The 23708-nt window shown below is 60.0% G+C and carries 24 protein-coding genes; 11 read left to right on the top strand and 13 right to left on the bottom strand.

The window, feature by feature from the left end:
* Positions 1-69: 69 nt before the first annotated feature.
* The gene (locus tag ACM6JQ_RS10440) at positions 70-840 is read right to left on the bottom strand and encodes an alpha/beta hydrolase (RefSeq protein WP_414893728.1); all 771 of its coding nucleotides are present in this window, start codon (positions 838-840) and stop codon (positions 70-72) included.
* Positions 841-952: 112 nt separating this feature from the next.
* Between ACM6JQ_RS10440 and ACM6JQ_RS10435 the strand changes: the two genes are divergently transcribed.
* The gene (locus tag ACM6JQ_RS10435) at positions 953-1897 is read left to right on the top strand and encodes an aldo/keto reductase (RefSeq protein WP_414893727.1); all 945 of its coding nucleotides are present in this window, start codon (positions 953-955) and stop codon (positions 1895-1897) included.
* 140 nt (positions 1898-2037) lie between these two features.
* The gene (locus ACM6JQ_RS10430; protein WP_095113604.1) at positions 2038-2241 is read left to right on the top strand and encodes a hypothetical protein; all 204 of its coding nucleotides are present in this window, start codon (positions 2038-2040) and stop codon (positions 2239-2241) included.
* A 7-nt stretch (positions 2242-2248) separates the two neighbouring features.
* Here the strand turns inward: ACM6JQ_RS10430 and ACM6JQ_RS10425 are convergent, their stop codons facing one another.
* Complete coding sequence (locus tag ACM6JQ_RS10425; RefSeq protein ID WP_414893726.1) at positions 2249-3142, bottom strand: LysR family transcriptional regulator; 894 nt, start codon at positions 3140-3142, stop codon at positions 2249-2251.
* A 97-nt stretch (positions 3143-3239) separates the two neighbouring features.
* Between ACM6JQ_RS10425 and ACM6JQ_RS10420 the strand changes: the two genes are divergently transcribed.
* Positions 3240-3716 (top strand): cupin domain-containing protein, encoded by a 477-nt coding sequence (locus ACM6JQ_RS10420; protein WP_007918765.1) that lies wholly within the window; start codon positions 3240-3242, stop codon positions 3714-3716.
* A 199-nt stretch (positions 3717-3915) separates the two neighbouring features.
* Here ACM6JQ_RS10420 and paoC read toward each other — a convergent pair whose 3' ends face one another.
* From paoC to ACM6JQ_RS10400, 4 genes are all read right to left on the bottom strand, one after another.
* Positions 3916-6114 carry an aldehyde oxidoreductase molybdenum-binding subunit PaoC gene (gene paoC, locus ACM6JQ_RS10415; RefSeq protein WP_414893725.1) on the bottom strand — a complete coding sequence of 733 codons (2199 nt, stop codon included), beginning with the start codon at positions 6112-6114 and terminating at the stop codon, positions 3916-3918.
* Positions 6111-7067 (bottom strand): FAD binding domain-containing protein, encoded by a 957-nt coding sequence (locus ACM6JQ_RS10410; RefSeq protein ID WP_414893724.1) that lies wholly within the window; start codon positions 7065-7067, stop codon positions 6111-6113. The genes paoC and ACM6JQ_RS10410 overlap by 4 nt, the downstream gene beginning before the upstream one ends.
* Positions 7064-7687: an aldehyde dehydrogenase iron-sulfur subunit PaoA gene (gene paoA, locus ACM6JQ_RS10405; RefSeq protein WP_414893722.1), complete on the bottom strand. Its 624-nt coding sequence runs from the start codon at positions 7685-7687 to the stop codon at positions 7064-7066. Before paoA ends, ACM6JQ_RS10410 begins: the two co-directional genes overlap by 4 nt.
* 356 nt (positions 7688-8043) lie before the next feature.
* Positions 8044-9798: an L-lactate permease gene (locus tag ACM6JQ_RS10400; RefSeq protein WP_095113600.1), complete on the bottom strand. Its 1755-nt coding sequence runs from the start codon at positions 9796-9798 to the stop codon at positions 8044-8046.
* A 243-nt stretch (positions 9799-10041) separates the two neighbouring features.
* Between ACM6JQ_RS10400 and ACM6JQ_RS10395 the strand changes: the two genes are divergently transcribed.
* Positions 10042-10245, top strand: a complete 204-nt coding sequence (locus tag ACM6JQ_RS10395) for a hypothetical protein (protein ID WP_064120858.1) — start codon at positions 10042-10044, stop codon at positions 10243-10245.
* 56 nt (positions 10246-10301) lie between these two features.
* Here the strand turns inward: ACM6JQ_RS10395 and ACM6JQ_RS10390 are convergent, their stop codons facing one another.
* The gene (locus tag ACM6JQ_RS10390) at positions 10302-10580 is read right to left on the bottom strand and encodes a hypothetical protein (protein WP_007918828.1); all 279 of its coding nucleotides are present in this window, start codon (positions 10578-10580) and stop codon (positions 10302-10304) included.
* Between the two features lie 70 nt (positions 10581-10650).
* Here ACM6JQ_RS10390 and ACM6JQ_RS10385 point away from each other — a divergent pair, with 70 nt between their 5' ends.
* Genes ACM6JQ_RS10385 through ACM6JQ_RS10375 form a run of 3 tightly spaced genes read left to right on the top strand, consistent with a single transcriptional unit; the run spans position 10651 to position 12325 of the window.
* The gene (locus ACM6JQ_RS10385; protein WP_414893721.1) at positions 10651-10836 is read left to right on the top strand and encodes a hypothetical protein; all 186 of its coding nucleotides are present in this window, start codon (positions 10651-10653) and stop codon (positions 10834-10836) included.
* Positions 10837-10886: 50 nt separating this feature from the next.
* Positions 10887-11969: a hypothetical protein gene (locus ACM6JQ_RS10380; protein WP_414893720.1), complete on the top strand. Its 1083-nt coding sequence runs from the start codon at positions 10887-10889 to the stop codon at positions 11967-11969.
* Positions 11970-11971: 2 nt separating this feature from the next.
* Positions 11972-12325 (top strand): DUF1428 domain-containing protein, encoded by a 354-nt coding sequence (locus ACM6JQ_RS10375; RefSeq protein ID WP_414893719.1) that lies wholly within the window; start codon positions 11972-11974, stop codon positions 12323-12325.
* Positions 12326-12540: 215 nt separating this feature from the next.
* On the opposite strand, the gene ACM6JQ_RS10370 is transcribed toward ACM6JQ_RS10375, so the two are convergent.
* The gene (locus ACM6JQ_RS10370; RefSeq protein ID WP_007918825.1) at positions 12541-12735 is read right to left on the bottom strand and encodes a hypothetical protein; all 195 of its coding nucleotides are present in this window, start codon (positions 12733-12735) and stop codon (positions 12541-12543) included.
* A 107-nt stretch (positions 12736-12842) separates the two neighbouring features.
* Here ACM6JQ_RS10370 and thpR point away from each other — a divergent pair, with 107 nt between their 5' ends.
* A complete protein-coding gene (gene thpR, locus ACM6JQ_RS10365; RefSeq protein WP_414893718.1) occupies positions 12843-13364 on the top strand; it encodes an RNA 2',3'-cyclic phosphodiesterase in 522 nt (173 codons plus the stop codon).
* A gap of 237 nt (positions 13365-13601) precedes the next feature.
* Here the strand turns inward: thpR and ACM6JQ_RS10360 are convergent, their stop codons facing one another.
* The 5 genes from ACM6JQ_RS10360 to ACM6JQ_RS10340 form a co-directional block, all read right to left on the bottom strand.
* Positions 13602-14699, bottom strand: coding sequence for a polyamine ABC transporter substrate-binding protein (locus ACM6JQ_RS10360; RefSeq protein ID WP_007919260.1), 1098 nt, complete (start codon positions 14697-14699; stop codon positions 13602-13604).
* Between the two features lie 155 nt (positions 14700-14854).
* On the bottom strand, positions 14855-15730 hold the full coding sequence (locus ACM6JQ_RS10355) for an ABC transporter permease subunit (RefSeq protein WP_007919252.1): 876 nt from the start codon (positions 15728-15730) through the stop codon (positions 14855-14857).
* Positions 15727-16608 carry an ABC transporter permease subunit gene (locus tag ACM6JQ_RS10350; RefSeq protein WP_371042493.1) on the bottom strand — a complete coding sequence of 294 codons (882 nt, stop codon included), beginning with the start codon at positions 16606-16608 and terminating at the stop codon, positions 15727-15729. The genes ACM6JQ_RS10355 and ACM6JQ_RS10350 overlap by 4 nt, the downstream gene beginning before the upstream one ends.
* A 29-nt stretch (positions 16609-16637) precedes the next feature.
* Positions 16638-17780, bottom strand: coding sequence for an ABC transporter ATP-binding protein (locus ACM6JQ_RS10345; RefSeq protein WP_007919249.1), 1143 nt, complete (start codon positions 17778-17780; stop codon positions 16638-16640).
* 365 nt (positions 17781-18145) lie between these two features.
* The gene (locus ACM6JQ_RS10340) at positions 18146-18907 is read right to left on the bottom strand and encodes a gamma-glutamyl-gamma-aminobutyrate hydrolase family protein (RefSeq protein ID WP_414893717.1); all 762 of its coding nucleotides are present in this window, start codon (positions 18905-18907) and stop codon (positions 18146-18148) included.
* A gap of 282 nt (positions 18908-19189) precedes the next feature.
* Between ACM6JQ_RS10340 and ACM6JQ_RS10335 the strand changes: the two genes are divergently transcribed.
* The 3 genes from ACM6JQ_RS10335 (at position 19190) to ACM6JQ_RS10325 (ending at position 23662) form a co-directional block, all read left to right on the top strand.
* A complete protein-coding gene (locus ACM6JQ_RS10335; RefSeq protein ID WP_007918694.1) occupies positions 19190-20566 on the top strand; it encodes a glutamine synthetase family protein in 1377 nt (458 codons plus the stop codon).
* Between the two features lie 270 nt (positions 20567-20836).
* The gene (locus ACM6JQ_RS10330) at positions 20837-22327 is read left to right on the top strand and encodes an aldehyde dehydrogenase (RefSeq protein WP_007918696.1); all 1491 of its coding nucleotides are present in this window, start codon (positions 20837-20839) and stop codon (positions 22325-22327) included.
* A gap of 51 nt (positions 22328-22378) precedes the next feature.
* The gene (locus ACM6JQ_RS10325; protein WP_095113594.1) at positions 22379-23662 is read left to right on the top strand and encodes an NAD(P)/FAD-dependent oxidoreductase; all 1284 of its coding nucleotides are present in this window, start codon (positions 22379-22381) and stop codon (positions 23660-23662) included.
* Positions 23663-23708: the final 46 nt, after the last annotated feature.

Genomic DNA, 23708 nt, shown 5'->3' with positions numbered 1-23708 from the left:
ACGAGGCGCTGGTTGTTTCAGGAAGATCAAGCGTGGTTGGACTGGCCTCATCGCTGGCAAGCCAACACATCAGCGATTCAACACATCCGCCATCCACTGCAAATACTGCGCACGATCCGAAATCGAGTTATGCCCCGAATCCGGCACCACCCTGAGCACCGCCACGCCTTGCGGGAAACTCTCCTGCAAACGCTGGGTGCTGGCGCGCGGAATCACCTCGTCGTCACTGGCCGCCAGCAACAGCGTCGGCACGCGAATATGCGCGGCGTACTTGCCTGACTCGAAATGATCCTTGAGCAACCACTTCACCGGCACCCAGGGGTATTGCCGCGCCGCGATTTCTTCGAGGCTGTTGTAAGGCGTCACCAGAATCAACTGTTGTACTGGGCGCTGACTGGCCAGACGCACTGCCACTCCTGAACCGAGGCTGCGCCCGACCACGGCAACCTGCGGGTGACTGGCGTAGACCTGATCGAACAGCGCCAACGCATCCTCGGCAATCGCCGCTTCGGACGGGGAACCGCCGCTGCCACCGAAACCGCGATAGTTGAGCAGATACACCGCGTAATCAGGAAACGCCTCGGCAAACTCCGGCAGATTGCGCGATACATCCTCGGCATTGCCGCCGAAATAGATCAGCGCCCGTGGCCCGACACGTTCGCGGGTGAGCACCGAAACCTGCGCGTCCGGCATCGACAAGGTCAGTTGTGAGTCGGTGCTTGTGACGGCATTGGGCTGCGGAAAATAGATCAGCGAGCGCTGAAAAAAGAACAGCGCCGCGCACAGCACCAGGTACACGGCAACGATCAATGCGACGAGTGACATCAGGGTTCGGGACATTCGGCTACTTTTAACGGTGTGTGAAGGATCGCTGTCGCAGTGTAGTTCAGCCCTGCAAGCGGGCGGCCCGCACACACAACCAGCAACAGATCCACGCAGCAGGGGAACCAGCATGAGCCACACTGAGGGTTACTCCCGTCGCCGATTGCTCACGCTGGCCGCCGGGGTTTCGGCGGTCTTCACCTTTGATCGGGCGCTGGCCACCGCCACGACGTCCGCGACTTCCGGAGGCCACGCCATGCAGACCCGCGCCATCCCGTCCAGCGCCGAGTCGCTGCCAATCGTGGGTCTGGGCACCTATCGCGGCTTCGACGTCGCCCCCGGTGATCCGGCCTACCGGCAATTGCCTGCAGTGCTGGATGAGCTGTTCAGCAAGGGCGGCACGCTGATCGACAGTTCACCGATGTATGGCCGTGCCGAACAGACCACCGGTGAGCTGCTGTCGATCCACGAACCGCGTTCGCCGGCGTTTCTGGCGACCAAGGTGTGGACGCGCGGGCGCAAGGAAGGCATCGCGCAGATGGAGCAGTCGTTCAGCCTGCTGCGCACCGAACACATCGACCTGATGCAGATTCACAACCTGCTCGACTGGCAAACCCACCTGCCAACCCTGCGTGAATGGAAAGCGCAGGGGCGCATCCGTTACATCGGCATCACCCATTACACGCCCTCGGCTTACGACGAAGTTGAGGCGGTGCTGAAGGCCGAACCACTGGATTTTCTGCAAATCAACTACGCCCTCGATGACCGTGGCGTGGAGAAACGCATCCTGCCGCTGTGCCGTGAGCGCGGTGTTGCGGTGATCTGCAACCGGCCGTTTGGTGGTGGTGATCTGCTCGCGCGGTTGAAGGGCAAACCGTTACCAGGCTGGGTTTCCGATGTGCAGGTCAACAGTTGGCCGCAATTGGCTTTGAAGTTTCTGCTCTCGCATTCAGCGGTGACTTGTGTGATCCCGGGCACGGGTAATCCGCGTTACATGGCCGACAACGCCAGGGCCGGGTTCGGGCCGATGCTCACCGATGCGCAGCGGCATCAGTTGATTGCGTTGGCAGGTTGAGCGAGCCGGGATCTTCCGTTTGCTTCGATGGCTGAGGTTTTTAATTTCCAAATGGTCTTGGAAACTGTCAGATCTGACAGTTGGAGGGGCTTTGTTCGCACGTAATCATGATGACACTACTTCGCTCAGGAAGAATCATCATGGATGCGCAAAGCCGTCGATTCGCCTGTTTTACCGGAGTTTGCCTCGTGTTCATTCTGTTTGCTGCTTACGCGCTTGATGAAAAATACATGTGTATGGGAGCGCAGCGTGGACAGTTTGCAACCGTGACTGCGAATTCTGTGAAAGAGGCGGCGACGTTAGCCAAGGCGTTTTGGGGCGCTGCGGGTTGTTATAAAAAATGACAAGCCATCAACCGCGATAGCGCAACGCCTCCAGCAACAACGCAAACGCCGGCGCAGCCTGACGTCGGCTCGGGTAATACAGGTGATACCCGGCAAACGTCGGGCACCAATCCTCAAGCACCTGCAGCAAACGGCTGTCGGCCAGATACGGCGCGACGACGTTCTCCGGGATGTAGCTCAATCCGAAACCGTCCAGCGCAGCGTCGAGCAACGGGTAAACGCCGTTCAGGGTGATCTGGCCGGACACCCGCACTTTCAGGCTTTCACCATCCTTCTCGAATTCCCAGCTGTACAACCCGCCGTTGGTGGGCAGGCGCAGGTTGTTGCAGGCGTGCTCGGTCAGATCGCGTGGCGTTTGCGGCGGGGTGCGTTTGGCGAAATAGGCGGGTGAGCCCACCACCGCCATGCGCATGTCGGGGCCGATGCGGGTGGCGATCATGCCTTGTGCGACGTCTTCGCCCAGGCGTACACCGGCGTCGAAACCCTGGCCAGCGATGTCGACGAAACCATAATCGCAGCAGACCTCGATGGATATGTCCGGGTACTGCGGCAGAAAATCCTTGAGCACCGGGTGCAGCAACCAGTTCAGCGAGTGATCGGTGGCGCTGATGCGGATCTTGCCCGCCGGGGTGTCGCGCAGGTTGCTCAGCGCCGCCAGTTCCAGTTCGATTTCTTCGAAGCGCGGGCCAATGGTTTGCAGCAGGTGTTCGCCGGCTTCGGTGGGCGAGACGCTGCGAGTCGTGCGGGTCAGCAGGCGCAAGCCCAAACGCGCTTCAAGCGCGCGAATCGTGTGACTGAGCGCCGATTGCGAAACGCCGAGTTTGGCCGCCGCTTTGGTGAAACTGCGCTCGCGGGCCACGGCGAGGAAGGCGAGGAGGTCGGTGGCGTTTTCCCGAAGCATTGATGAGTGTCCTGCATAAGTTTTTTTGAATTCTAGTCGATTATCGGAAGAGTTCGGCTGGGTAAAGTAGTGGCATTGATTATCTGGAGGAATTGCCATGAACCCGATTGCCGCTTCTGCGTTGACCCTTTCCCTGTTGGCGGGTGAGGTGCAGGCCAATGACAATCCGCGCGTGACCGTGACACCCAATGGCTCACAAGCTTCGGCCAGAGGCCCGGCCGATTGGTTCACTGGCACTGTGCGTGTCGATGCGCCGTTCAAAGGCTCCGACGCGGCACGGGTCAGTGGCGCAACGGTGACGTTTGAGCCGGGCGCGCGCACCGCGTGGCATACGCATCCGTTGGGACAGACCTTGATCGTCACGGCGGGGTTTGGGTTTGTACAGGAATGGGGGCAGCCGGTGCGTGAGATTCGTCCTGGCGATACCGTGTGGATTGCGCCGGGGGCCAAGCATTGGCACGGCGCGGCGCCGACCACGGCGATGAGTCATATCGCCATTGCTGAAGTACTGGATGGCAAAGTAGTGGATTGGATGGAGCAGGTGAGTGATGAGCAGTATTCGCGTTCCGAGTGAAGCGCTTCCCTCACCCCAGCGCTCTCCCGGAGGGAGAGGGAGCCGACCGAGGTGTCTTGTGCTATCCATCGACCTGAAATGGCTGCGTCGATTATGGATTCACAGCAAGACGCTCACGTCGGTGCAGCCCTCAAATATCCCCGAATCGGTCCCCTCTCCCTTTGGGAGAGGGCTAGGGTGAGGGGCTTTTTCAGGTCATTCAGATCATCTCCGGCAACGACGACAAGATCTTGTCCAGCGTAATCGGATACTCCCGCACCCTAGCCCCCGTGGCGTTGTAAATCGCATTCGCCACCGCTGCACTGACCCCGCAAATCCCCAACTCACCAACCCCCTTGGCCTTCATCGGCGAAGACACCGGATCAGTCTCATCAAGGAAAATCACCTCCTGATGCGGAATATCGGCATGCACCGGCACTTCATACCCGGCCAGATCATGGTTGACGAAAAAACCCAGCTTCTTGTCCACCGCCAACTCTTCCATCAACGCCGCACCGACGCCCATGGTCATCGCGCCAATCACCTGACTGCGCGCCGCTTTCGGGTTGAGAATCCGCCCGGCCGCACACACTGCCAACATCCGGCGGACACGCACTTCACCGGTCGCGGCATCCACCGCAACCTCAACGAAGTGCGCACCAAACGTCGATTGCTGATACTGCTTGGCAAGGTCGCCGAATTCGATGCTGTCCTCGGCCACGATAACGCCATTTTGCGCAGCATTGCGCAGCGGCACGTGCTTGTTGCCAACCCGCACCTGACCGTCGACAAACTCCGCCTGATCCACCGCCATGCCCAACGTGCCCGCCACCGCTTCACGCAGCTTCATGCACGCGGCGTATACCCCGGCGGTCGAGCAGTTGGCGCCGAACTGTCCGCCGGAACCTGCCGACACCGGAAAGCTCGAATCGCCCAGATGCACGCTCACATCCTTCAAACCAACACCCATCATCTCAGCGACTGTTTGCGCGATGATCGTGTAACTGCCAGTGCCGATATCCGTCATGTCAGTTTCAACGGTGATTTTGCCGTCACGCTCCAGCCGTACCCGCGCGCCCGACTTGACCAGCAGGTTGTTGCGGATCGCCGCTGCCACGCCCATTCCGATCAACCAGCGACCTTCACGCCGTGTTCCCGGTTGCGCATTACGCTTGTCCCAACCGAACTTCTCCGCGCCGGTTTGCAGGCATTCGATCAGGCGCCGCTGCGAGAATGGCCGCTCGGTTTTCACCGGGTCGACCTGGGTGTCGTTGAGAATGCGGAACTGGACCGGATCAAGCTTGAGCTGCTCGGCCATCTCGTCCATGGCGATTTCCAGCACCATCAGCCCCGGCGTTTCACCAGGTGCACGCATGGCGTTGCCTTCGGGCAGATCCAGCGGCGCGAGGCGCATGCTCACTAGTCGATTTTCAGCGGCGTATAACAACTGACTCGGTTGCGCCGCGACCTCGACCTTGCCTTCAGCCAAGTTGCCCGACCAGCCTTCGTGGGCGATCGCGGTGAGTTTGCCGTCCGCCGTCGCACCCATGCGAATGCGCTGAATCGTCGCCGGGCGGTGGGTGGTGTTGTTGGCGATCTGCGGGCGGGCGAGGGCGACTTTCACCGGTCTGCCAGCCATGCGCGCACCCAGGGCGGCAAGAATCGCATCGGCGCGAATGAACAACTTGCCGCCGAAACCTCCACCAATGTACGGCGAAATCAGCCGGACTTTTTCTTTAGGCAAACCAAGCGTCGTCGCGATGTCGTCGACGCTCCAGGCGATCATCTGGTTCGATGTCCACAAGGTCAGTTGATCGCCTTTCCAAGCCGCTAACGTGGCGTGCGGCTCCATCATCGCGTGGGACTGATCCGGCGTGGTGTAGGTCTGATCGAACTGCACCGGCGCGGCGGCGAATGCCTTGGCGAAATCACCGTGGCTGACGTCGGGCAATTCGTCTTTCGGCTCGACACCTTGGTCGCGCACGCTGGCCAGATCGAATTCGCCTTTGGCCGCGACGTAGTCGACCTTGACCATTTGCGCAGCGGCGCGCGCCTGTTCAAAGGTCTCGGCAACCACCAGCGCAACCGCCTGGTGGTAGTGCTGAATCTCCGGCCCGGCCAACAAATGCGCGGCGTTGTATTGGCCTTTGCCGAGTTTGCCGGCGTTGGCGGCGGTGACGATGGCCAGCACACCTGGCGCGGCTTTCGCCTGTTCAAGATCGATATTGTTGATGCGCCCCTTGGCGATGGCCGAGCCGACCATAAAGCCGTAAGCCTGATTGGCCACCGCTTCACGCTGCTCATAGGCGTAAGGCGCCTGACCGCAGGTTTTCAACGGCCCTTCGATGCGGTCGGTGGGCTGGCCGACGACCTTCAACTGGTCGATCGGGTTGGTGGTGGCGGGCGTGTCGAATTTCATGCTTCATCCCTCGCTTGCGCCAACACCGAACCGAGCGTGCGCTCGACCAGGGTCAGTTTGAATTGGTTGTCGTGGGTCGGCGTGGCGCCGTCGAGCAGGCGTGCGCTGACGGCTTTGGCGCCTTGGGGCAGCAACGCTTCGGCGGCTTCAACCCGCCATGGTTTCGGTGCGATGCCGCCGACGGCGATGCGGCCGCTGCCGTCCTTTTGCAGGATCAGGCCGACCGAGACCAGCGCGAACGCATAGGACGAGCGATCTCGCACCTTGTGATAAACGTGGGTGCCGCCGACGGGCGCGGGCAGTGTCACCGAGGTGATCAACTCGCCAGGCGTCAGGCTGGTTTCGATGTTCGGCGTGGTGCCCGGCAATTGATGAAAATCGGCCATGGCGATGCTGCGTGTCGTGCCATCGGGTTTCACCGTTTCAATCTGCGCATCGAGGGCACGCATGGCAATCGCCATATCACTCGGGTGTGTGGCGATGCACGCGTCGCTGACGCCGATAATCCCCAGTTGCCGACTGACCCCGCCGATCGCTGCGCAACCGCTGCCGGGTTGGCGTTTGTTGCAGGCCTGATTCGTGTCGTAGAAGTACGGGCAGCGCGTGCGTTGCAGCAGGTTGCCGGCGGTGCTGGCCATGTTGCGTAACTGCCCGGAAGCCCCGGCGAGCAAGGCGCGGGAAAGCAGAGCGTAATCTTTGCGGACGCGCGCATCGGCAGCCAGATCGGTGTTGCGCACCAGTGCGCCGATGCGCAATCCGCCTTCGGGCGTGGCTTCGATCTGATCCAGGCCGAGGTGATTGACGTCGATCAGATGCAGCGGGGTTTCGATGTCGAGCTTCATCAAATCCAGCAGGTTGGTGCCGCCAGCGATGAAGCGTGCGCCTTCGACCTGTGCCGCTTGCGCAGCGGCAGCGGCGGGGGAGTCGGCGCGGCTGTAATTGAACGGTCTCATGCCGGCACCTCCGCGACTTCAGTGATCGCTTCAATGATGTTCGAGTAAGCCCCGCAGCGGCAGATATTGCCGCTCATGCGGTCCTGAAACTCACTGGCGATCAGTTGCGGTTGCTCGGTCAGGCTGGGGCTGACGTGGCTGGGAATGCCGTCGCGGATCTCTTTGATCACCGCCACCGCCGAACAGATCTGGCCTGGCGTGCAATAGCCGCACTGATAGCCGTCATGCTTGATGAACGCGGCCTGCATCGGGTGCAGATTGTCGGGCATGCCGAGGCCTTCGATGGTGGTGATCTCACTGCCTTCATGCATCACCGCCAGGGTCAGGCAAGAATTGATGCGTCGACCATCGGCGATCACCGTGCAGGCGCCGCACTGGCCGTGGTCGCAACCTTTTTTACTGCCGGTCAAGTGCAGATGCTCGCGCAGGGCATCGAGCAGGGTGGTGCGGGTGTCGACGTCAAGCGCACGCGGCTTGCCGTTGACGTTGATCGTCACTTTGCTCATGGCCGGTTGCTCCAGATTGGCCGCGTAGGCCTTGAGGCTGATAAACGGCGGCATCGCGAAGGCGGTGGCGGTCACGGCGCCGAGGATCAGAAATCCGCGTCGGGAAATCGTCATGGTTCGATTCCTTTTCTCTCTTCATCAGGGCAGCAGGGTCGTGGTTGGCCCAAGCGGGCAGCCAGCGTCATCGCCGGTCTCGTTAAGGAGTGACTGTCGGGAAGAGGAAAAGGTTTTGTCGGATTTTCGCTATAGAGTTATGCGTGTGGCTCATTAATCGACGGTACGACACAATCCCCTGTAGGCCTTCGCGTGCTCGCGATGGCGTCTTGTCCGTCAACATGAGTGTTGAATGTCAGTGCCTCATCGCTGGCAAGCCAGCTCCCACAGGTTTCGATGTTGTGAACGAAATTTTGTTTACAGCATGAGTTCCTGTGGGAGCTGGCTTGCCAGCGATGGGGCCAGATCATCCAGCCTCAATGCCCGCCGACCACCATCGAGGTAAACGGCGCCACATACGCCTGCAATGTCACCAGCCCGCCGACCAGAATCGCCAGCACGATCGAGTGGAAGAACACGTAGCGCAGAATCTCGCCCTCATGCCCATACCAGCGGGTCGCGGTGGAGGCGACCACGATCGATTGCGCATCGACCATTTTGCCCATCACCCCGCCAGAGCTGTTGGCCGCCGCCATCAACACCGGACTGATCCCGAGCTGTTCCGAAGTCACCCGCTGCAAGCCGCCAAACAATACGTTTGACGCTGTATCGGAGCCGGTCAACGCCACACCCAGCCAACCGAGCAGCGTGCCGAACATCGGATAGAAAATCCCCGTCGCTGCAAACGCCAGACCCATGGTCGCGTCGAGTCCGGAGTAACGCGTGAGAAACCCCAGCGCCAGCATCGCTGCAATGGTGATCAGCGAAAACCGCACCACCCACAATGTGCGCAGGTATTGCTTGATCAGTTGCGGAATCGAGTAGCCCATCAGCAAGCCACCAACAATCGCCGCCAGCAGAATCCCGCTGCCGGTAGCGGTGAGCCAGGTGAATTTGTACACCGCTTCTTCAGCCTTCGGTGCCGCGACCACCGGCGGGACTTTTTCGATTTGCAGGTGCAGGCTGGTGAACGTCACGGCCGGGGCGAAAATCGGGTTGGCCTCGCGTAGCGGTTTGCCGGTGGGATCAAGCTTGGCTGACTGGGTGACCGGATCAATCGCCGGACGGGTGTCGAACATGTTCTTGAAGCCCTGCGTGCCCCAGGCAAACACGAACACAGTGAGGATGATCCACGGCATCCACGCGCGCATCACCGCCGGGCGCGCCTGATCGCTGAACGCGGCGCTGGCAGTGATTTTTTCTTCATCGACTTTGGAGTTGTCGACGCGCCCCGAAAGCGCAGCGGAGGTGTGAATGGTCGCTGGTTTCCATACCTTCAAAAACAGCGTCAGACAGGCCATGGAAATCAGCGCGGCGATCACGTCCACCAGCATTGGCCCGTGGTAGTTCGACACCAGAAATTGCGGGATCGCGAAGCTGACGCCGGCCACCAGAATCGCCGGCCAGATCTCGAGCATCTTGCGCCACCCGGCGAATGCCCAGATCAACCAGAACGGCACCAGCACCGAGAAAAACGGCAACTGCCGACCGACCATCATCGACAATTCCATTTCATCCAGCCCGGTGACTTTGGCCAGTGTGATGATCGGCGTACCTAGTGCGCCAAAAGCCACGGGCGCGGTGTTGGCGATCAGTGCCAAGCCGGATGCGGCCAGCGGCGAAAAGCCGAGGCCGATCAGAATCGCCCCGGTCACCGCCACTGGCGTGCCGAATCCCGCCGCACCTTCGAAAAATGCACCGAAGCAGAACGCAATCAGCAGCAACTGCAAACGTCGATCATCAGTGATGCGCGCAAGTGAGTCCTGCAGCACTTTGAACGAGCCGTTCTCGGTGGTCAGGCGATGCAGAAAGATGATGTTGAGGACGATCCAGCCGATCGGCAATAAGCCATTGGCCGCGCCAAACAACGCCGCAGAGCCAGCCATGCTCGCCGGCATGCCGAAGGCGAAAATCGATATGAGCAGGGCGGAAGCCAGCGCCAACAACGCTGCCAGATGCGCCTTGACGTGGAAAAACGCCAGTGCCGCGAGCATCACCACCACCGGTACGGCGGCCATGAGCGTGGAGATCACCGGGTTGCCGAACGGGTCGTAAATTTGCTGCCAGACCATGGTCCACCTCTGCTTGTTGTTATTGAGGGCGCAGATCCATTGCGTGGGGCTAGGTTGCAAGCAGTATAGGTGGCATTTCGCCGCCGCTCGGGCAGCGCGGACGGGGCGACAAACGGTCGCTAGTGGCCATTGAATCAACGGCGTTTTGCCCGGTCGTATCTGCGGCTGCGCGCACTGCGTCCTGAAGGCGCGGGCAGTGTGGCCGATTCCGTCGTCAAGACCTTGGTTTTAGGGAAGTGTTGAATGAAGCGCGCAACAACGATGCTGCTGACCGTGACCGCCGCCGTAATGCTCGGTGGCTGTGTCGCGGATTTTGATGATGACCACCGCCATGGCCGGCATTACGACCGCGATCATGGCCGCAATTACGACCATGACCGGCGCTGGGATGACCGCGATGATCGCCGCGACGGGCGTCGTTACTATCGTGATCGGGATGATGACTGATTGAACGCAAGAGGGCGTCCCGCGATGGGACGCCCTCTTTGTTTAGCCCTCGATACTCAAGAAAAGTGAGCGCTCGCCCGGACGCTGGATCGCGCAGGCACGGAGGCCTCGATGTCCAGCAAATGGGTGGCGAGAATGTCGCTCAGAAAACGGAATTGATCGTTGATGCCGACCACTTCATTGCTGAAGTGATTGGTCGCAGCGGGCATCAACAGATCTTCGAAATCTTCGTTGAACACCAGTGCCTGCGCTTTGTGCGACACGGCGTGCTGGTCGTAATAGTTGCTGCCGAACACCGGGAAACTCACGGAGAGTGTGACGTGGGTGTGAATCATGTTGTGAACTCCTCGCTGTGTTTCGGATGGCTCAATCGTGCCTTTGATGGGCGGTGGGCGGAAGGCAATCGTGGCGATGGTGAATATCGATGGCAGTGATGGTTGGGGTTTTTTGGGTGTTGCTGATGGCCTCATCGCTGGCAAGCCAGCTCCCACAGGTTCTGAGGTGATCACAAAATCTGCGGCCGCTGGAAATCCTTGTGGGCGCTGGCTTGCCAGCGATGAGGCCGGTACTTCCAACATCAGGCTCAATTGACCCACCTATACTCAAATCTGCATCCCACTCATCTCAAGGACACCGCTACCGTGAACCCGCGTGCGCTGTTCGTCGCCGCACTGTTGTTGCTGGCCGGCTGCGCCACCTCGGCGCGGGCCCCGGTGTCAGCGCCGCAGGCCGTGGTGGTGTCGCCTGCAACCTGGCAGCAGATCGACCGGGAAATCGTCAGCGCTTCGCAGCGGTCCACCGAGCAAGTCAAAGTCTTCGCCCGTGGCTCGATGGAACATTGGCGCACTCGGGTCTATCAGCAAACTGAAGAAAATTTCATCCCGTGGTTCAGCAGCTATTGGACCCAGGAATGGCTGTCGATGAAGGTCAGTTGGTACACGATCAATGCCGGTGGCGAGCAGGACGCCTCGGCCAAGCGTCTCGCGGCGTATCTGCTTGAGCAGTATCAGGAAAGGGTGCTGGCGCCGGTGGCGGTGGAGATCGATCCGGATGCGATTCTTGGTCAGGCCACGGCGTTCTATGCGCAGTTGATGGCGCAGCAGATGCCGCTCATCGCCCAACGCCATGGTGTGCCCGTTGGTCAGCTCAATGGACGTTTGCAGAAAGTCCCGGCCATTGCGCTTGGCCCGCCACCGGCGCGGGATGCCTCGCTGTTTCAGGTCATCAGCACCGAGCCGCTGAATACGCTGCCGGCCTACGCTGCGCTGATCGACAAGATCCACACTGAGGGCGGCGCAAAGGGGATTGCCTCGACCGATGCCGGCATGGCCCCGGTGGCCAAGCGCGCCAGTCAGCGGATGGAAGCGGAAATGGCCCCGCGTGGGGCTGCCAGCGCAGTCGCAGCAGCGGCCGGAAAACTGGCTGGCGGACTGATTTCGGTCGGTGTGGCCGGCATTCGCGCGATCATTCAGGCCAATGACCGCCCTGACAGCGAAGCGCTGATCCGCAGCAGTCTGGGCAGCACCTTCGACAAGGCCTGGATGAAACTGGTGCAGAACCCGACGACTGGCGTCATGGCCGGCACGTTGCACATGGCCGGGCAGGTCGAGCGCAATCTGGGTGGGGGCGATGAACCGTCGGTCGGTTTGGGGGTGAATCCTGTCGAGTGGCAGCCGCCGCAATCGACCAGTCAGCAGATCGAACCCAACGTGCAAGGAGAGTGATCATGGCTTACATCGATATTTTTGTAGCGCCGGTGCCGAGCGCCAATCGTGAGCAGTACAAAAAACACTGTGAAATCGCCGCGAAACTGTTCAAGGAATACGGCGCACAGGACGTGGTTCAGTGCTGGGGCGATGACGTGCCGGAGGGCAAGGTCACGTCATTCCCGATGGCGGTCAAGCTCAAGGAAGGCGAAACAGTTTCATCTGGCTGGCTGATCTGGCCGGACAAAGCCACCCGTGATGCCGGCATGGCAAAAATGATGGAAGACCCGCGCATGCAACCGGACGTCAACCCGATGGGGTTCGATGGACAACGCATGATCTTTGGTGGTTTCAAGAACATTCTTGAATCCTGAGGCCTGCGCAAAATCTCTTGTAGGCTTTCGTCTACTCGCGATGGCGCCCGTACATTCAAAATCATCATTGCCTGACCTACCGCTATCGCTGGCAAGCCAGCTCCCACAGGTTTTGTGTGAAACCAGCAATGGTGGGCGCACCGCACGACCCTGTGGGAGCTGGCTTGGCAGACCTGCCGCTATCGCGAGCAGGCGAAGGCCTACAGGTACTGTGTTCACTCGGGTGAGGGGGTGATGCGGCAGCTTTTGCGCTCGCGAATCTGTTCGTCAGTGGGCCGCTCGCGGACGAACTCGAAACGCGGCTCACCCTCGCTGTAATGCACCAGCCAGCCCCATTCCAGCTCCTTTTCATCCTGCCCGGGATGCGGTGGTCGCGCCCACCACGGTTCTTTGCTGAGGATCTCGCGCATGGCGGCCTCCGGTTGATGGCAATCCTTGAACTATAGCTTCCTGTCACGAGTCGTCTGATCAGGCTGTGTAGAATCCGGCGAATAACGATGGACAGGGGAGCAGGGCCATGACCGATGAAGCGAAGCGACTGTTTTTCGCCCTCGATTGCCCGCCGGCGCAACGCAAGGCGATCGCTCAGTGGCGCGGGGAGTTGGGGGTGCGCACCGGTAAGCCGGTGCCGGCGGACAATTTTCACCTGACGCTGCTGTTTCTCGGCGCGGTGCCATTGGCGCAGATCAACGACGTCTGCGAGGCGGCCGGACAAGTGCGCACGCCGGGAGAGGCGTTGAAGATTTCGTTGAACCACTTGCAGGTCTGGCATCGCGCCGGGGTGTTGTCGCTGGCGCCGGAGCAGGCGCCACAAGCGCTGCTGCGGCTGGTCTACGCACTAGAGCAGGCGATGTTGCCCTTTGGCTTTGAAGAAACAACCCGCGAGTTTCGCCCGCATCTGACGCTGGCCCGTGACTACCGTGCGCCGGAGCCTGAGTCGGCCACGCCGCCGGAGTTTTTCCTGCGCTCCGAACGCTTTGCCCTGTTCGAATCACACAAGGGTCGCTATCGGATCCTGCAAGATTGGTCGCTGATGTGAGCGCACAAAAAAAGGCGCCCGAAGACGCCTGAGAATTCACCTGAGCCGAGGAAGCCAGGTGAGGCCGTTCATAGCAGGGTGCAGCGGTGGTAAGGCGCTGCGTGAACGGGAAATTTTTACACTGATCGTTCCCACGCTCTGCGTGGGAACGCCTCTTGTGGCGCTCCGCGTCACGCTTTGGGACGCAGAGCGTCCCGGACTGCATTCCCACGCGGAGCGTGGGAACGATCATCGGGCTTACTTACCGAGTTTCACCCGGGTCCAGCCACGGGTCATGATCCGCTGCGTGGCAATCGGCTGATCCGGCACCGCATACAACGTCGCCATTACCGCTTGCGACGGGTACGAGCCCGGGTCGTTGCGGATCGCTTCATCCACCAGTGGCGTGGCCGCCGCGTTGGCGTTGCTGTAGCCGTTGCTGTTGGTGATCTCGGCGATGATGTCCGGACGCATCAGGAAGTCCATGAACAGGTAGGCGTTGTCGACGTTGGCGGCATCGCGCGGGATCGCGACCATGTCGTAGAAGCTGCCGGCGCCTTCCTTGGGAATGCTGTAGTCGATCACCACGTTGTTGCCCGATTCCACCGCGCGAGCCTTGGCCTGCAGCACGTCACCGGAGTAACCGACCGCCACGCAGATGTTGCCGTTGGCCAGATCGGAGATGTATTTCGAGGAATGGAAATACGCCACGTTCGGGCGAATCTTCATGAACAGCGCCTCGGCTTCCTTGATGTGCGCGGTGTCCTTGTCGTTCACCGGATAGCCCAGATAATGCAGGGCGGCCGGGATCATTTCGGTCGGCGAGTCGAGGAAACTGATGCCGCAGGCTTTCAGCTTTTCAGCGTTTTCCGGCTTGAACAGCAAGTCCCAGGAATTGGTCGGGGCGTTGGCGCCGAGCACTTCCTTGACCTTGGCCGGGTTGAACCCGATGCCGATCGAGCCCCACATGTACGGGAACGCGTGGGCGTTATCCGGATCACTGGCGGCGGCGTTTTTCAGCAGCACCGGGTTGAGATTCTTCCAGTTCGGCAGCTTCGATTTGTCCAGGGTCTGATAGACGCCAGCCTTGATCTGCTTGGCCAGGAAACTGTTCGACGGCACGACCAGGTCGTAGCCGGACTTGCCCGCCAGCAAACGCGCCTCAAGGGTCTCGTTGCTGTCGAAGACGTCGTAGGTCACGCGGATGCCGGTCTCGTCTTCGAACTTCTTGACGGTGTCCGGTGCAATGTAATCGGACCAGTTGTAAACACGCAGCACCTTGTCGTTGGCCTGGGCGCCCATGACCATCGCGCCCATTAAGGACAGTGTCAGCAGAGTCCTGCCAAACATTTTCATTGGTACAACTCCATTCTTTTTATTCAAAAACACAAAGCCAAAACTCGGTTAACAGCGCCAGCATGTGTAGGAGCTGTCGAGTGAAACGAGGCTGCGATCTTTTGATCTTTCACATCAAGATCAGAAGATCGCAGCGTGCCGCAGCTCCTACAGGGTTATGCGGTGGCGGCTTGTTGCTGTGGTCGCCACGACTCGTTTGCGGTCTGATCCATCGCTTCCTGAATCGCCCGCTTGCGGTTGGCTTCTGCCTTGCGGCCGAAGTACCAGACCAGGAAAGTCACCAGCGACACCGCCAGCAGAATCAGGCTGGCCACGGCGTTGATCTCAGGTTTCACGCCCAGACGCACCGCCGAGAACACTTCCATCGGCAACGTCGTCGAACCTGGTCCGGAAACGAAGCTGGCCAACACCAGGTCATCCAGCGACAAGGCGAACGACATCATCCCGCCCGCCGCCAGCGACGGCGCGATCATTGGAATGGTGATCAGGAAAAACACCTTGAACGGTTTCGCACCGAGGTCCATCGCCGCTTCTTCGATCGACAGATCCAGTTCGCGGAGGCGGGCGGAGACTACCACCGCGACATAAGCGGCACAAAACGTGGTGTGGGCGATCCAGATCGTGACGATGCCACGCTCCTGCGGCCAGCCGATCAACTGCGCCATCGCCACGAACAGCAGCAACAGCGACAGGCCGGTGATCACCTCAGGCATTACCAATGGCGCGGTGACCAGACCACCAAACAGCGTGCGACCCTTGAAGCGCGTGACGCGAGTCAGCACGAAAGCGGCGAGGGTGCCCAACGCGACTGCGGCAATCGCGGTGTAGCAGGCGATTTCCAGCGAGCGCACTACCGAGCCCATCAGTTGCGTGTTGTCGAGCAAACCGACGTACCACTTCACCGACCAGCCGCCCCACACCGTCACCAGTTTCGAGGCGTTGAACGAGTAGATCACCAGAATCAGCATCGGCAAATAAATGAACATCAGGCCGAAGATCAACATGAACTTGGAAAAACCGAAGCGTTTCATCCCCGTGCCTCCATCTCTTTGGCCTGGCTGCGGTTGAACAGCAGAATCGGCACAATCAGGATCAACAGCATCACCACCGCCAGCGCAGACGCCACCGGCCAGTCGCGGTTATTGAAGAACTCTTGCCACAGCACGCGACCGATCATCAGCGTCTCCGGGCCACCGAGCAGTTCCGGAATCACGAACTCACCGACCACCGGAATGAACACCAGCATGCAGCCGGCAATAATCCCGTTCTTGGCCAGCGGCACGGTGATTTTCCAGAAGTTGTTGAAGTTGCTCGAACCGAGATCCTGCGCGGCTTCCAGCAAGCTGCCATCGTGCTTGACGAGGTTGGCGTACAGCGGCAACACCATAAACGGCAGGTAGGCGTAGACCACGCCGATATACACCGCAGTGTTGGTGTTGAGGATCTCGATCGGGTGATCGGTCAGCCCCGTCCACATCAAAAACGCGTTGAGCAAACCGTTGTTGCTGAGGATGCCCATCCACGCGTAAACGCGGATCAGGATCGCGGTCCAGGTCGGCATCATGATCAACAGCAGCAGGACGTTTTGCGTTTCCTTGCCGGTCTTGGTGATCGCGTAGGCCATCGGGAAACCGATCAGCAGACACATCATCGTGCTCAGCGCCGCGACCTTCAGCGAACCGAGGTAGGCCGACAGGTACAGCTCGTCTTCGCCGAGCATGGTGTAGTTGCCGATGTTCAGCAGCAGCTGGAATTTCTGTTCGGCGTAGGTGTAGATCTCCGAGTACGGCGGGATCGACAGTGCGGCTTCCGAGAAACTGATCTTCATCACCAGAAAGAACGGCAGCATGAAGAACAGGAACAGCCAGATGAACGGGATGCCAATGACCAGTTTTCGCCCGCTGGGCACCAGGCGCAGGAATTGCTGATTGAAGGTTCTCATGAGCGCAGTACCACGCCGCTGTCGTCTTCCCACCAGACGTAGACTTTGTCGTCCCAGGTCGGGCGCGCGCCACGGCGTTCGGCGTTGGCCATGAACGACTGGACAATTTTGCCGCCGGGCAATTCGACGTAGAACACCGAGTGACCGCCGAGGTAGGCGATGTCATGCACCTTGCCTTCGGACCAGTTGTAGCGGAACTCGGGTTGGGTGGTGCTGACGAGCATTTTTTCCGGACGGATCGCGTAGGTGACCGACTTGTCCTGCACCGAGGTGCTGACGCCGTGACCGACGTAGATCTTCTGCTGCAAGTCCGGGCTGTGAATGATCGCGTGACCTTCAAGGTCTTCCACCACAGTGCCGTCGAAGGCGTTCACGTTGCCGATGAATTCGCAGACCATGCGGCTGACCGGTGCTTCATAGATGTCGACCGGGCTGCCGATCTGAGCGATCCAGCCGAGGTGCATGATCGCGATGCGCTCGGCCATGGTCATGGCCTCTTCCTGGTCGTGGGTCACCATCACGCACGTCACGCCGACGCGTTCGATGATCTGCACCAGTTCCAGTTGCATCTGCGAACGCAGCTTTTTATCCAGCGCGCCCATTGGCTCGTCGAGCAGCAACAGCTTCGGACGCTTGGCCAGCGAGCGGGCGAGGGCGACGCGCTGACGCTGACCGCCGGACAACTGGTGCGGGCGGCGTTTGGCGTATTGGGTCATGTGCACCAGACGCAGCATTTCATCGACACGGGCGTCGATTTCACTGGCGGGCAAACGGTCTTGCTTGAGGCCGAAGGCGATGTTCTGCGCGACGGTCATGTGTGGGAACAGCGCGTAGGACTGGAACATCATGTTGATCGGCCGCTCGTACGGCGGCATGTCAGTGATGTCCACGCCGTCGAGCAGAATCCGCCCTTCAGTCGGGCGCTCGAAACCGGCGAGCATGCGCAGCAGGGTCGATTTGCCCGAACCGGAGCCACCGAGCAGAGCGAAGATTTCGCCCTGATGGATCTCCAGGGACACATCGTCCACGGCCACGGTTTCGTCGAACTTCTTGGTGACACGATCGACTTTCACCAGCACCTTTTTCGGTTGCTGATGACCTTCAAGTGCCTTCCTGTAAGTGCTGGAGGCGTTTGCCATGTGAAACTCCCAACAGGTTTCGTTCGCCTGGCCAATGTGGCCGGGCTTAAGTGGATTGCAAGCCTGTAAGCGCAATCTCAGTCATTACACATCCCCTGTAGGAGTGAGCCTGCTCGCGATGAGGCCATGTCAGTCGACATCTCTGTTGACTGGTCTATTGCTATCGCGAGCAGGCTCACTCCTACAGGGGAATTGCGCATGCCTGACTGACCTTGCACTGCCGAGGGCTTGGTCGGCGCCGCCGTCCTGGCTGCCTGGGTCGTACTTGTTGTTATTACGGGTGTTGCTGTTCACGAATGACGGATGTGCGCAGGCACACCCGACGTCCGAGGGGGCAGTAAATCGTTACGTATTCTTGGGTTGGATCAGCGTTTGTTGCGCCGCGCCGCCCGTTGCCGGCAAGCCGCGCCGAATGCCTGGAAAATCTTCAGGTAGTTCGGGTTGTCCAGCACTTGCCATTCCGGGTGCCATTGCACGCCGAGGGCGAAAGTCGGGCTGTGCTCGACCGAGATCGCCTCGATCAAACCGTCCGGCGCCACCGCTTCGGCGCGCAGGCCGGGCGCGAGGCGGTCGATGCCCTGGCTGTGAATCGAGTTGACCTGGAACTCGCCCGGCAGCTCCAGTGCTTCGAACACACCGCCAGCGAGTACGGTCACGGCGTGGGCCGGTGCGTATTGCACCGCCACGTCCGGGCTATCGGCTTCGCGGTGATCGAGCATGCCCGGCAGCTCATGCACCTTCTGATGCAGGCTACCGCCGAACGCCACGTTCATTTCCTGGAAGCCTCGGCAGATACCGAGCACCGGAACGCCCGCCGCAATGGCTGCACGCAATAAAGGAAGGGTGGTGGCATCCCGCGCCGGATCGTGATCCGTGCCGGGGGCGCTGGCCGGGCCTTGATAGTGGAAGGGTTCCACGTTCGAGGGCGAGCCGGTCAGCAACAGGCCGTCGAGTTGACCGAGCAGGTCTTCGATTTCAGTCAGGTTGCCGAAAGAAGGAATGACCACTGGCAGCCCTTCAGCGCCAACGCTGACAGCACGTACGTACTTGTCGCCGCTGATGTGATAGGGGTGCAGGCCAATCTGTTTGACGCACGCAGTAACGCCGATCAATGGCTTGAATGCCATTTTTATTCACCTCGAAGTTTGACACTTGAACGAGCTTTTCCGGAGCTTAGCCTCGTTGATTTTAATTAACAACTGTCATGTAAAAAATTCTAAACGCCGTTCATCATATCTTCATGATTTCAGGGTCTGTGGCGCCTGTATTGGCACGCGAGTGTTAAAAAAAGCCCGAAAAATAAACCCTGAGCGGCCATCTGTTCGCTATTGACTTCACTTTGCCGTTCGGGTTGACTGGCTCGGCGAAACAGCAGTGAACATAATAATTAACAGCTAAATAGGTGCATCATGTCGGTCCCTCTGCGTACCGTTCAACTCAACGAAGCAAACGCATTCCTTAAGAAATATCCTGAGGTTTTGTACGTCGACCTTCTGATTGCGGATATGAACGGTGTGGTGCGCGGCAAGCGCATCGAACGCACCAGTCTTCATAAGGTTTATGAGAAAGGCATCAACCTGCCGGCCTCGCTTTTCGCGCTCGATATCAATGGCTCCACGGTGGAAAGCACCGGCCTGGGTCTGGACATCGGCGACGCTGACCGCATTTGCTATCCGATCCCCGGCACCCTGAGCATCGAGCCGTGGCAGAAGCGCCCAACCGCACAACTTCTAATGACCATGCACGAGATCGAAGGCCAGCCGTTTTTCGCTGACCCGCGTGAAGTGCTGGCCAACGTCGTACGCAAATTCGACGACCTCGGTCTGACCATCTGCGCCGCGTTCGAACTCGAGTTCTATCTGATCGACCAAGACAACGTGAACGGTCGTCCGCAGTCGCCACGTTCGCCGGTGTCCGGCAAGCGTCCGGTATCGACTCAGGTGTACCTGATCGACGATCTCGACGAATACGTCGATTGCCTGCAAGACATCCTCGAAGGCGCGAAAGAGCAGGGCATCCCGGCTGACGCCATTGTCAAGGAAAGCGCCCCGGCGCAATTCGAAGTCAACCTGCATCACGTCTCCGACCCGATCAAGGCGTGCGACTACGCCGTCCTGCTCAAGCGTCTGGTGAAGAACATCGCCTACGACCACGAGATGGACACCACCTTCATGGCCAAGCCGTATCCGGGCCAGGCGGGCAACGGTCTGCACGTGCACATTTCGATCCTGGACAAAGAAGGCAACAACATCTTCGCCAGCGAGGATCCCGAGCAGAACGCCGCACTGCGTCACGCGATCGGCGGTGTGCTGGAGACCCTGCCCGCGCAAATGGCGTTCCTCTGCCCGAACGTCAACTCGTACCGCCGCTTCGGCGCGCAGTTCTACGTACCGAACTCGCCGAGCTGGGGCATCGACAACCGCACCGTTGCGGTCCGTGTGCCAACCGGTTCGGCCGACGCCGTGCGTATCGAGCATCGCGTCGCCGGTGCCGATGCCAACCCCTACTTGCTGATGGCGTCGGTGCTGGCCGGTATTCACCACGGTCTGACCAATCAGATCGAACCGGGCGCCCCGGTGGAAGGCAACAGCTACGAGCAGAACGAACAGAGCCTGCCGAACAACCTGCGTGATGCACTGCGCGAGCTGGACGACAGCGAAGTCATGGCCCGCTACATCGACCCGATGTACATCGACGTGTTTGTCGCGTGCAAGGAAAGCGAGTTGGCCGAGTTCGAGAACTCGATTTCAGACCTTGAGTACAACTGGTATCTGCATACGGTGTGATTGGCTGAGGCCCTCAAAAGCTGAAGAGCCCCTCACCCTAACCCTCTCCCCGAGGGAGAGGGGACTGACCGGGTTGTCTTGAGATGTTCAGCGACCTGAACGATCCAGTCGATTATGCAATCGGCAAAGATTTTTCAGGTCGGCGGAGATTCTGAGCATCCCCCGATCGGTCCCCTCTACCCCTGGGAGAGGGTTAGGGTGAGGGCAGCCACCTCAAGCCAGACATCGCAACCAGACAGCCCCCCAATTCCCCCTTGTCGAGCCACAACAATGACAACGACCCGCAACGACTGGGAACAACGCTTCCAGTCCCTGACCATCGAAGCCCGCGCGTTCATCAACGGTGAATACCGCCCGGCCATCAGTGGCGATACCTTCGAATGCCTGAGCCCCGTCGATGGCCGTTTCCTCGCCTCCGTGGCCAGCACCGATGAAGCCGACGCCAACCTCGCCGTTGACGTCGCGCGTCAGTCTTTCGAATCCGGCATCTGGGCGAAAAAAGCCCCGGCCGAGCGCAAGCGCATCCTGATTCGCTTCGCCGATCTGATCCTGCAGAACCAGGAAGAACTGGCGCTGCTGGAAACCCTCGACATGGGTAAACCGATCAGCGATTCGATGAGCATCGACATCCCGGCGACCGCCAATGCGATTCGCTGGAGCGCCGAAGCCATCGACAAGATCTACGACGAAGTCGCCGCGACGCCGCACGACCAACTCGGCCTCGTCACTCGCGAGCCGTCCGGTGTAGTTGCGGCCATCGTGCCGTGGAATTTCCCGCTGATCATGGCCAGCTGGAAATTCGCTCCAGCACTGGCGGCGGGCAATTCGTTCATTCTGAAACCTTCGGAAAAATCGCCGCTGACCGCAATCCGCATCGCTCAACTTGCGCTCGATGCTGGCATTCCGAAAGGCGTGTTCAACGTTCTGCCAGGCTTCGGCCACACCGTCGGCAAGGCGCTGGCGTTGCACATGGACGTTGACGTGCTGGCCTTCACCGGCTCCACAGCGATTGCCAAGCAACTGATGATTTATGCCGGCCAAAGCAACATGAAACGCGTCTGGCTCGAAGCCGGGGGCAAGAGCCCGAACGTGGTGTTTGCCGACGCTCCGGATTTGCGCGCGGCAGCACAAGCGGCGGCCGGCGCCATTGCTTTTAACCAGGGCGAAGTCTGCACTGCCGGTTCGCGCTTGCTGGTCGAGCGCTCGATTCGCGAGCAATTCATTCCGCTGTTGGTGGAAGCGCTGCAAGCGTGGAAACCCGGTCATTCACTCGATCCGGCTACCACCGTCGGTGCCGTGGTCGATCAGCGTCAACTCGACAACGTGCTGCGCTACATCAGCATCGGTCGCGAGCAGGGCGCCGAACTGATCGCCGGCGGCCAACGCACCCTCGAAGAAACCGGCGGCCTCTATGTGCAACCGGCGCTGTTCGACGGCGTTACCAACGCGATGACCATCGCTCAGGAAGAAATCTTTGGCCCGGTGCTGTCGCTGATCACCTTCGACACTGCGGAAGAAGCGCTGCAGATCGCCAACGACAGCATCTTCGGCCTCGCCGCTGGCGTCTGGACCAGCAATCTCAGCAAGGCGCACACCTTCGCCCGTGGCCTGCGTGCCGGCAGCGTCTGGGTCAACCAGTACGACGGCGGCGACATGACCGCACCGTTCGGTGGTTTCAAACAATCGGGCAACGGCCGCGATAAATCGCTGCACGCGTTCGACAAGTACACCGAGCTGAAAGCGACCTGGATCAAGCTCTGATTTTCGACAGCGGTGGTCGCTCTTGATGAGCGACCTTCGGAGAACAATAAAATGAAGCAACAACACGTAAACAGCTACTACGCCGCCACCCGCAACGAAGTCATCGACTTTCCGGTTCTGGAAGAGTCAGTCGAGTGTGACGTCTGCATCATCGGCGCCGGCTACACCGGTCTGTCCTCGGCGCTGTTCCTCACCGAAGCCGGCTACAAAGTGACGGTGCTGGAAGCGGCGAAAGTCGGCTACGGCGCCAGCGGGCGCAACGGCGGTCAACTGGTCAACTCCTATAGCCGTGACGTCGATGTGATCGAAGAGCGCTACGGCGACAAGACCGCAGAAATTCTCGGTAGCATGATCTTCGAAGGCGCCGACATCATTCGTTCGCGCATCAAGGAATACGACATCAAATGCGACTACCGCCCGGGCGGCATCTTCGCAGCGATGAACAAAAAACAACTCAACGGTCTGGCTGAGCAAAAGCGCAGCTGGGAGCGTTACGGCAACCGCAATCTGAAGATGCTCGACGCGGCTGACATTCGTCGCGAAGTTGGCTCCGATGCTTACGTCGGTGGCCTGCTGGACATGCAGGGCGGCCACGTTCACCCACTGAACCTGGCGCTCGGTGAAGCGGCTGCGATCACCCGTTTGGGCGGCAAGATCTACGAGCAATCGGCGGCCGTGGAAATCAAATACGGCGAGCCCAACGTTGTGCGCACCGCCAAAGGCCAGGTCCGCGCCAAGTACCTGTTGATCGCCGGCAACGCTTATCTGCCACAAGGTCTCGACAACCGCGTGACCGCGAAAAGCATGCCGTGCGGTTCGCAGATCGTCGTCACCGAACCGTTGACCGAAAAACAGGCGCGCAGCCTGATCACCAACAACTACTGCGTCGAAGACTGCAATTACCTGCTGGATTACTACCGCCTGACGGCCGACAACCGTCTGCTCTACGGCGGCGGCGTGGTCTACGGCGCGCGTGAACCGGACGACATCGAACAACTGATCCGCCCGAAGATCCTCAAGACCTTCCCGCAGCTCAAAGACGTCAAGATCGACTACCGCTGGACCGGCAACTTCCTGCTGACCATGTCACGCATGCCGCAATTCGGCCGCATCGAAAAGAACGCCTACTACATGCAAGGCTACAGCGGCCACGGCGTCACCTGCTCGCACCTCGCCGGCAAGCTGATCTCGGAAATGATCCGCGGCGACGCCGAACGCTTCGATGCGTTCGCCTCATTGCCACACATGCCAATGCTCGGCGGCCGCACCTTCTCCGCGCCACTGACCGCCCTCGGCGCCGTCTACTACTCGCTGCGCGACCGCTTTGGCATCTAAGTTACCTCCCCGGCGGCGGCCCAAGACCCCGCCGGTTTTTTTACCT

Source organism: Pseudomonas sp. IT-232MI5 (genome assembly GCF_949767845.1).
Classification (GTDB): Bacteria; Pseudomonadota; Gammaproteobacteria; order Pseudomonadales; family Pseudomonadaceae; genus Aquipseudomonas.
Note: the sequence above shows the minus strand (reverse complement) of the source record. Positions and strands in the feature narration are given on the sequence as shown.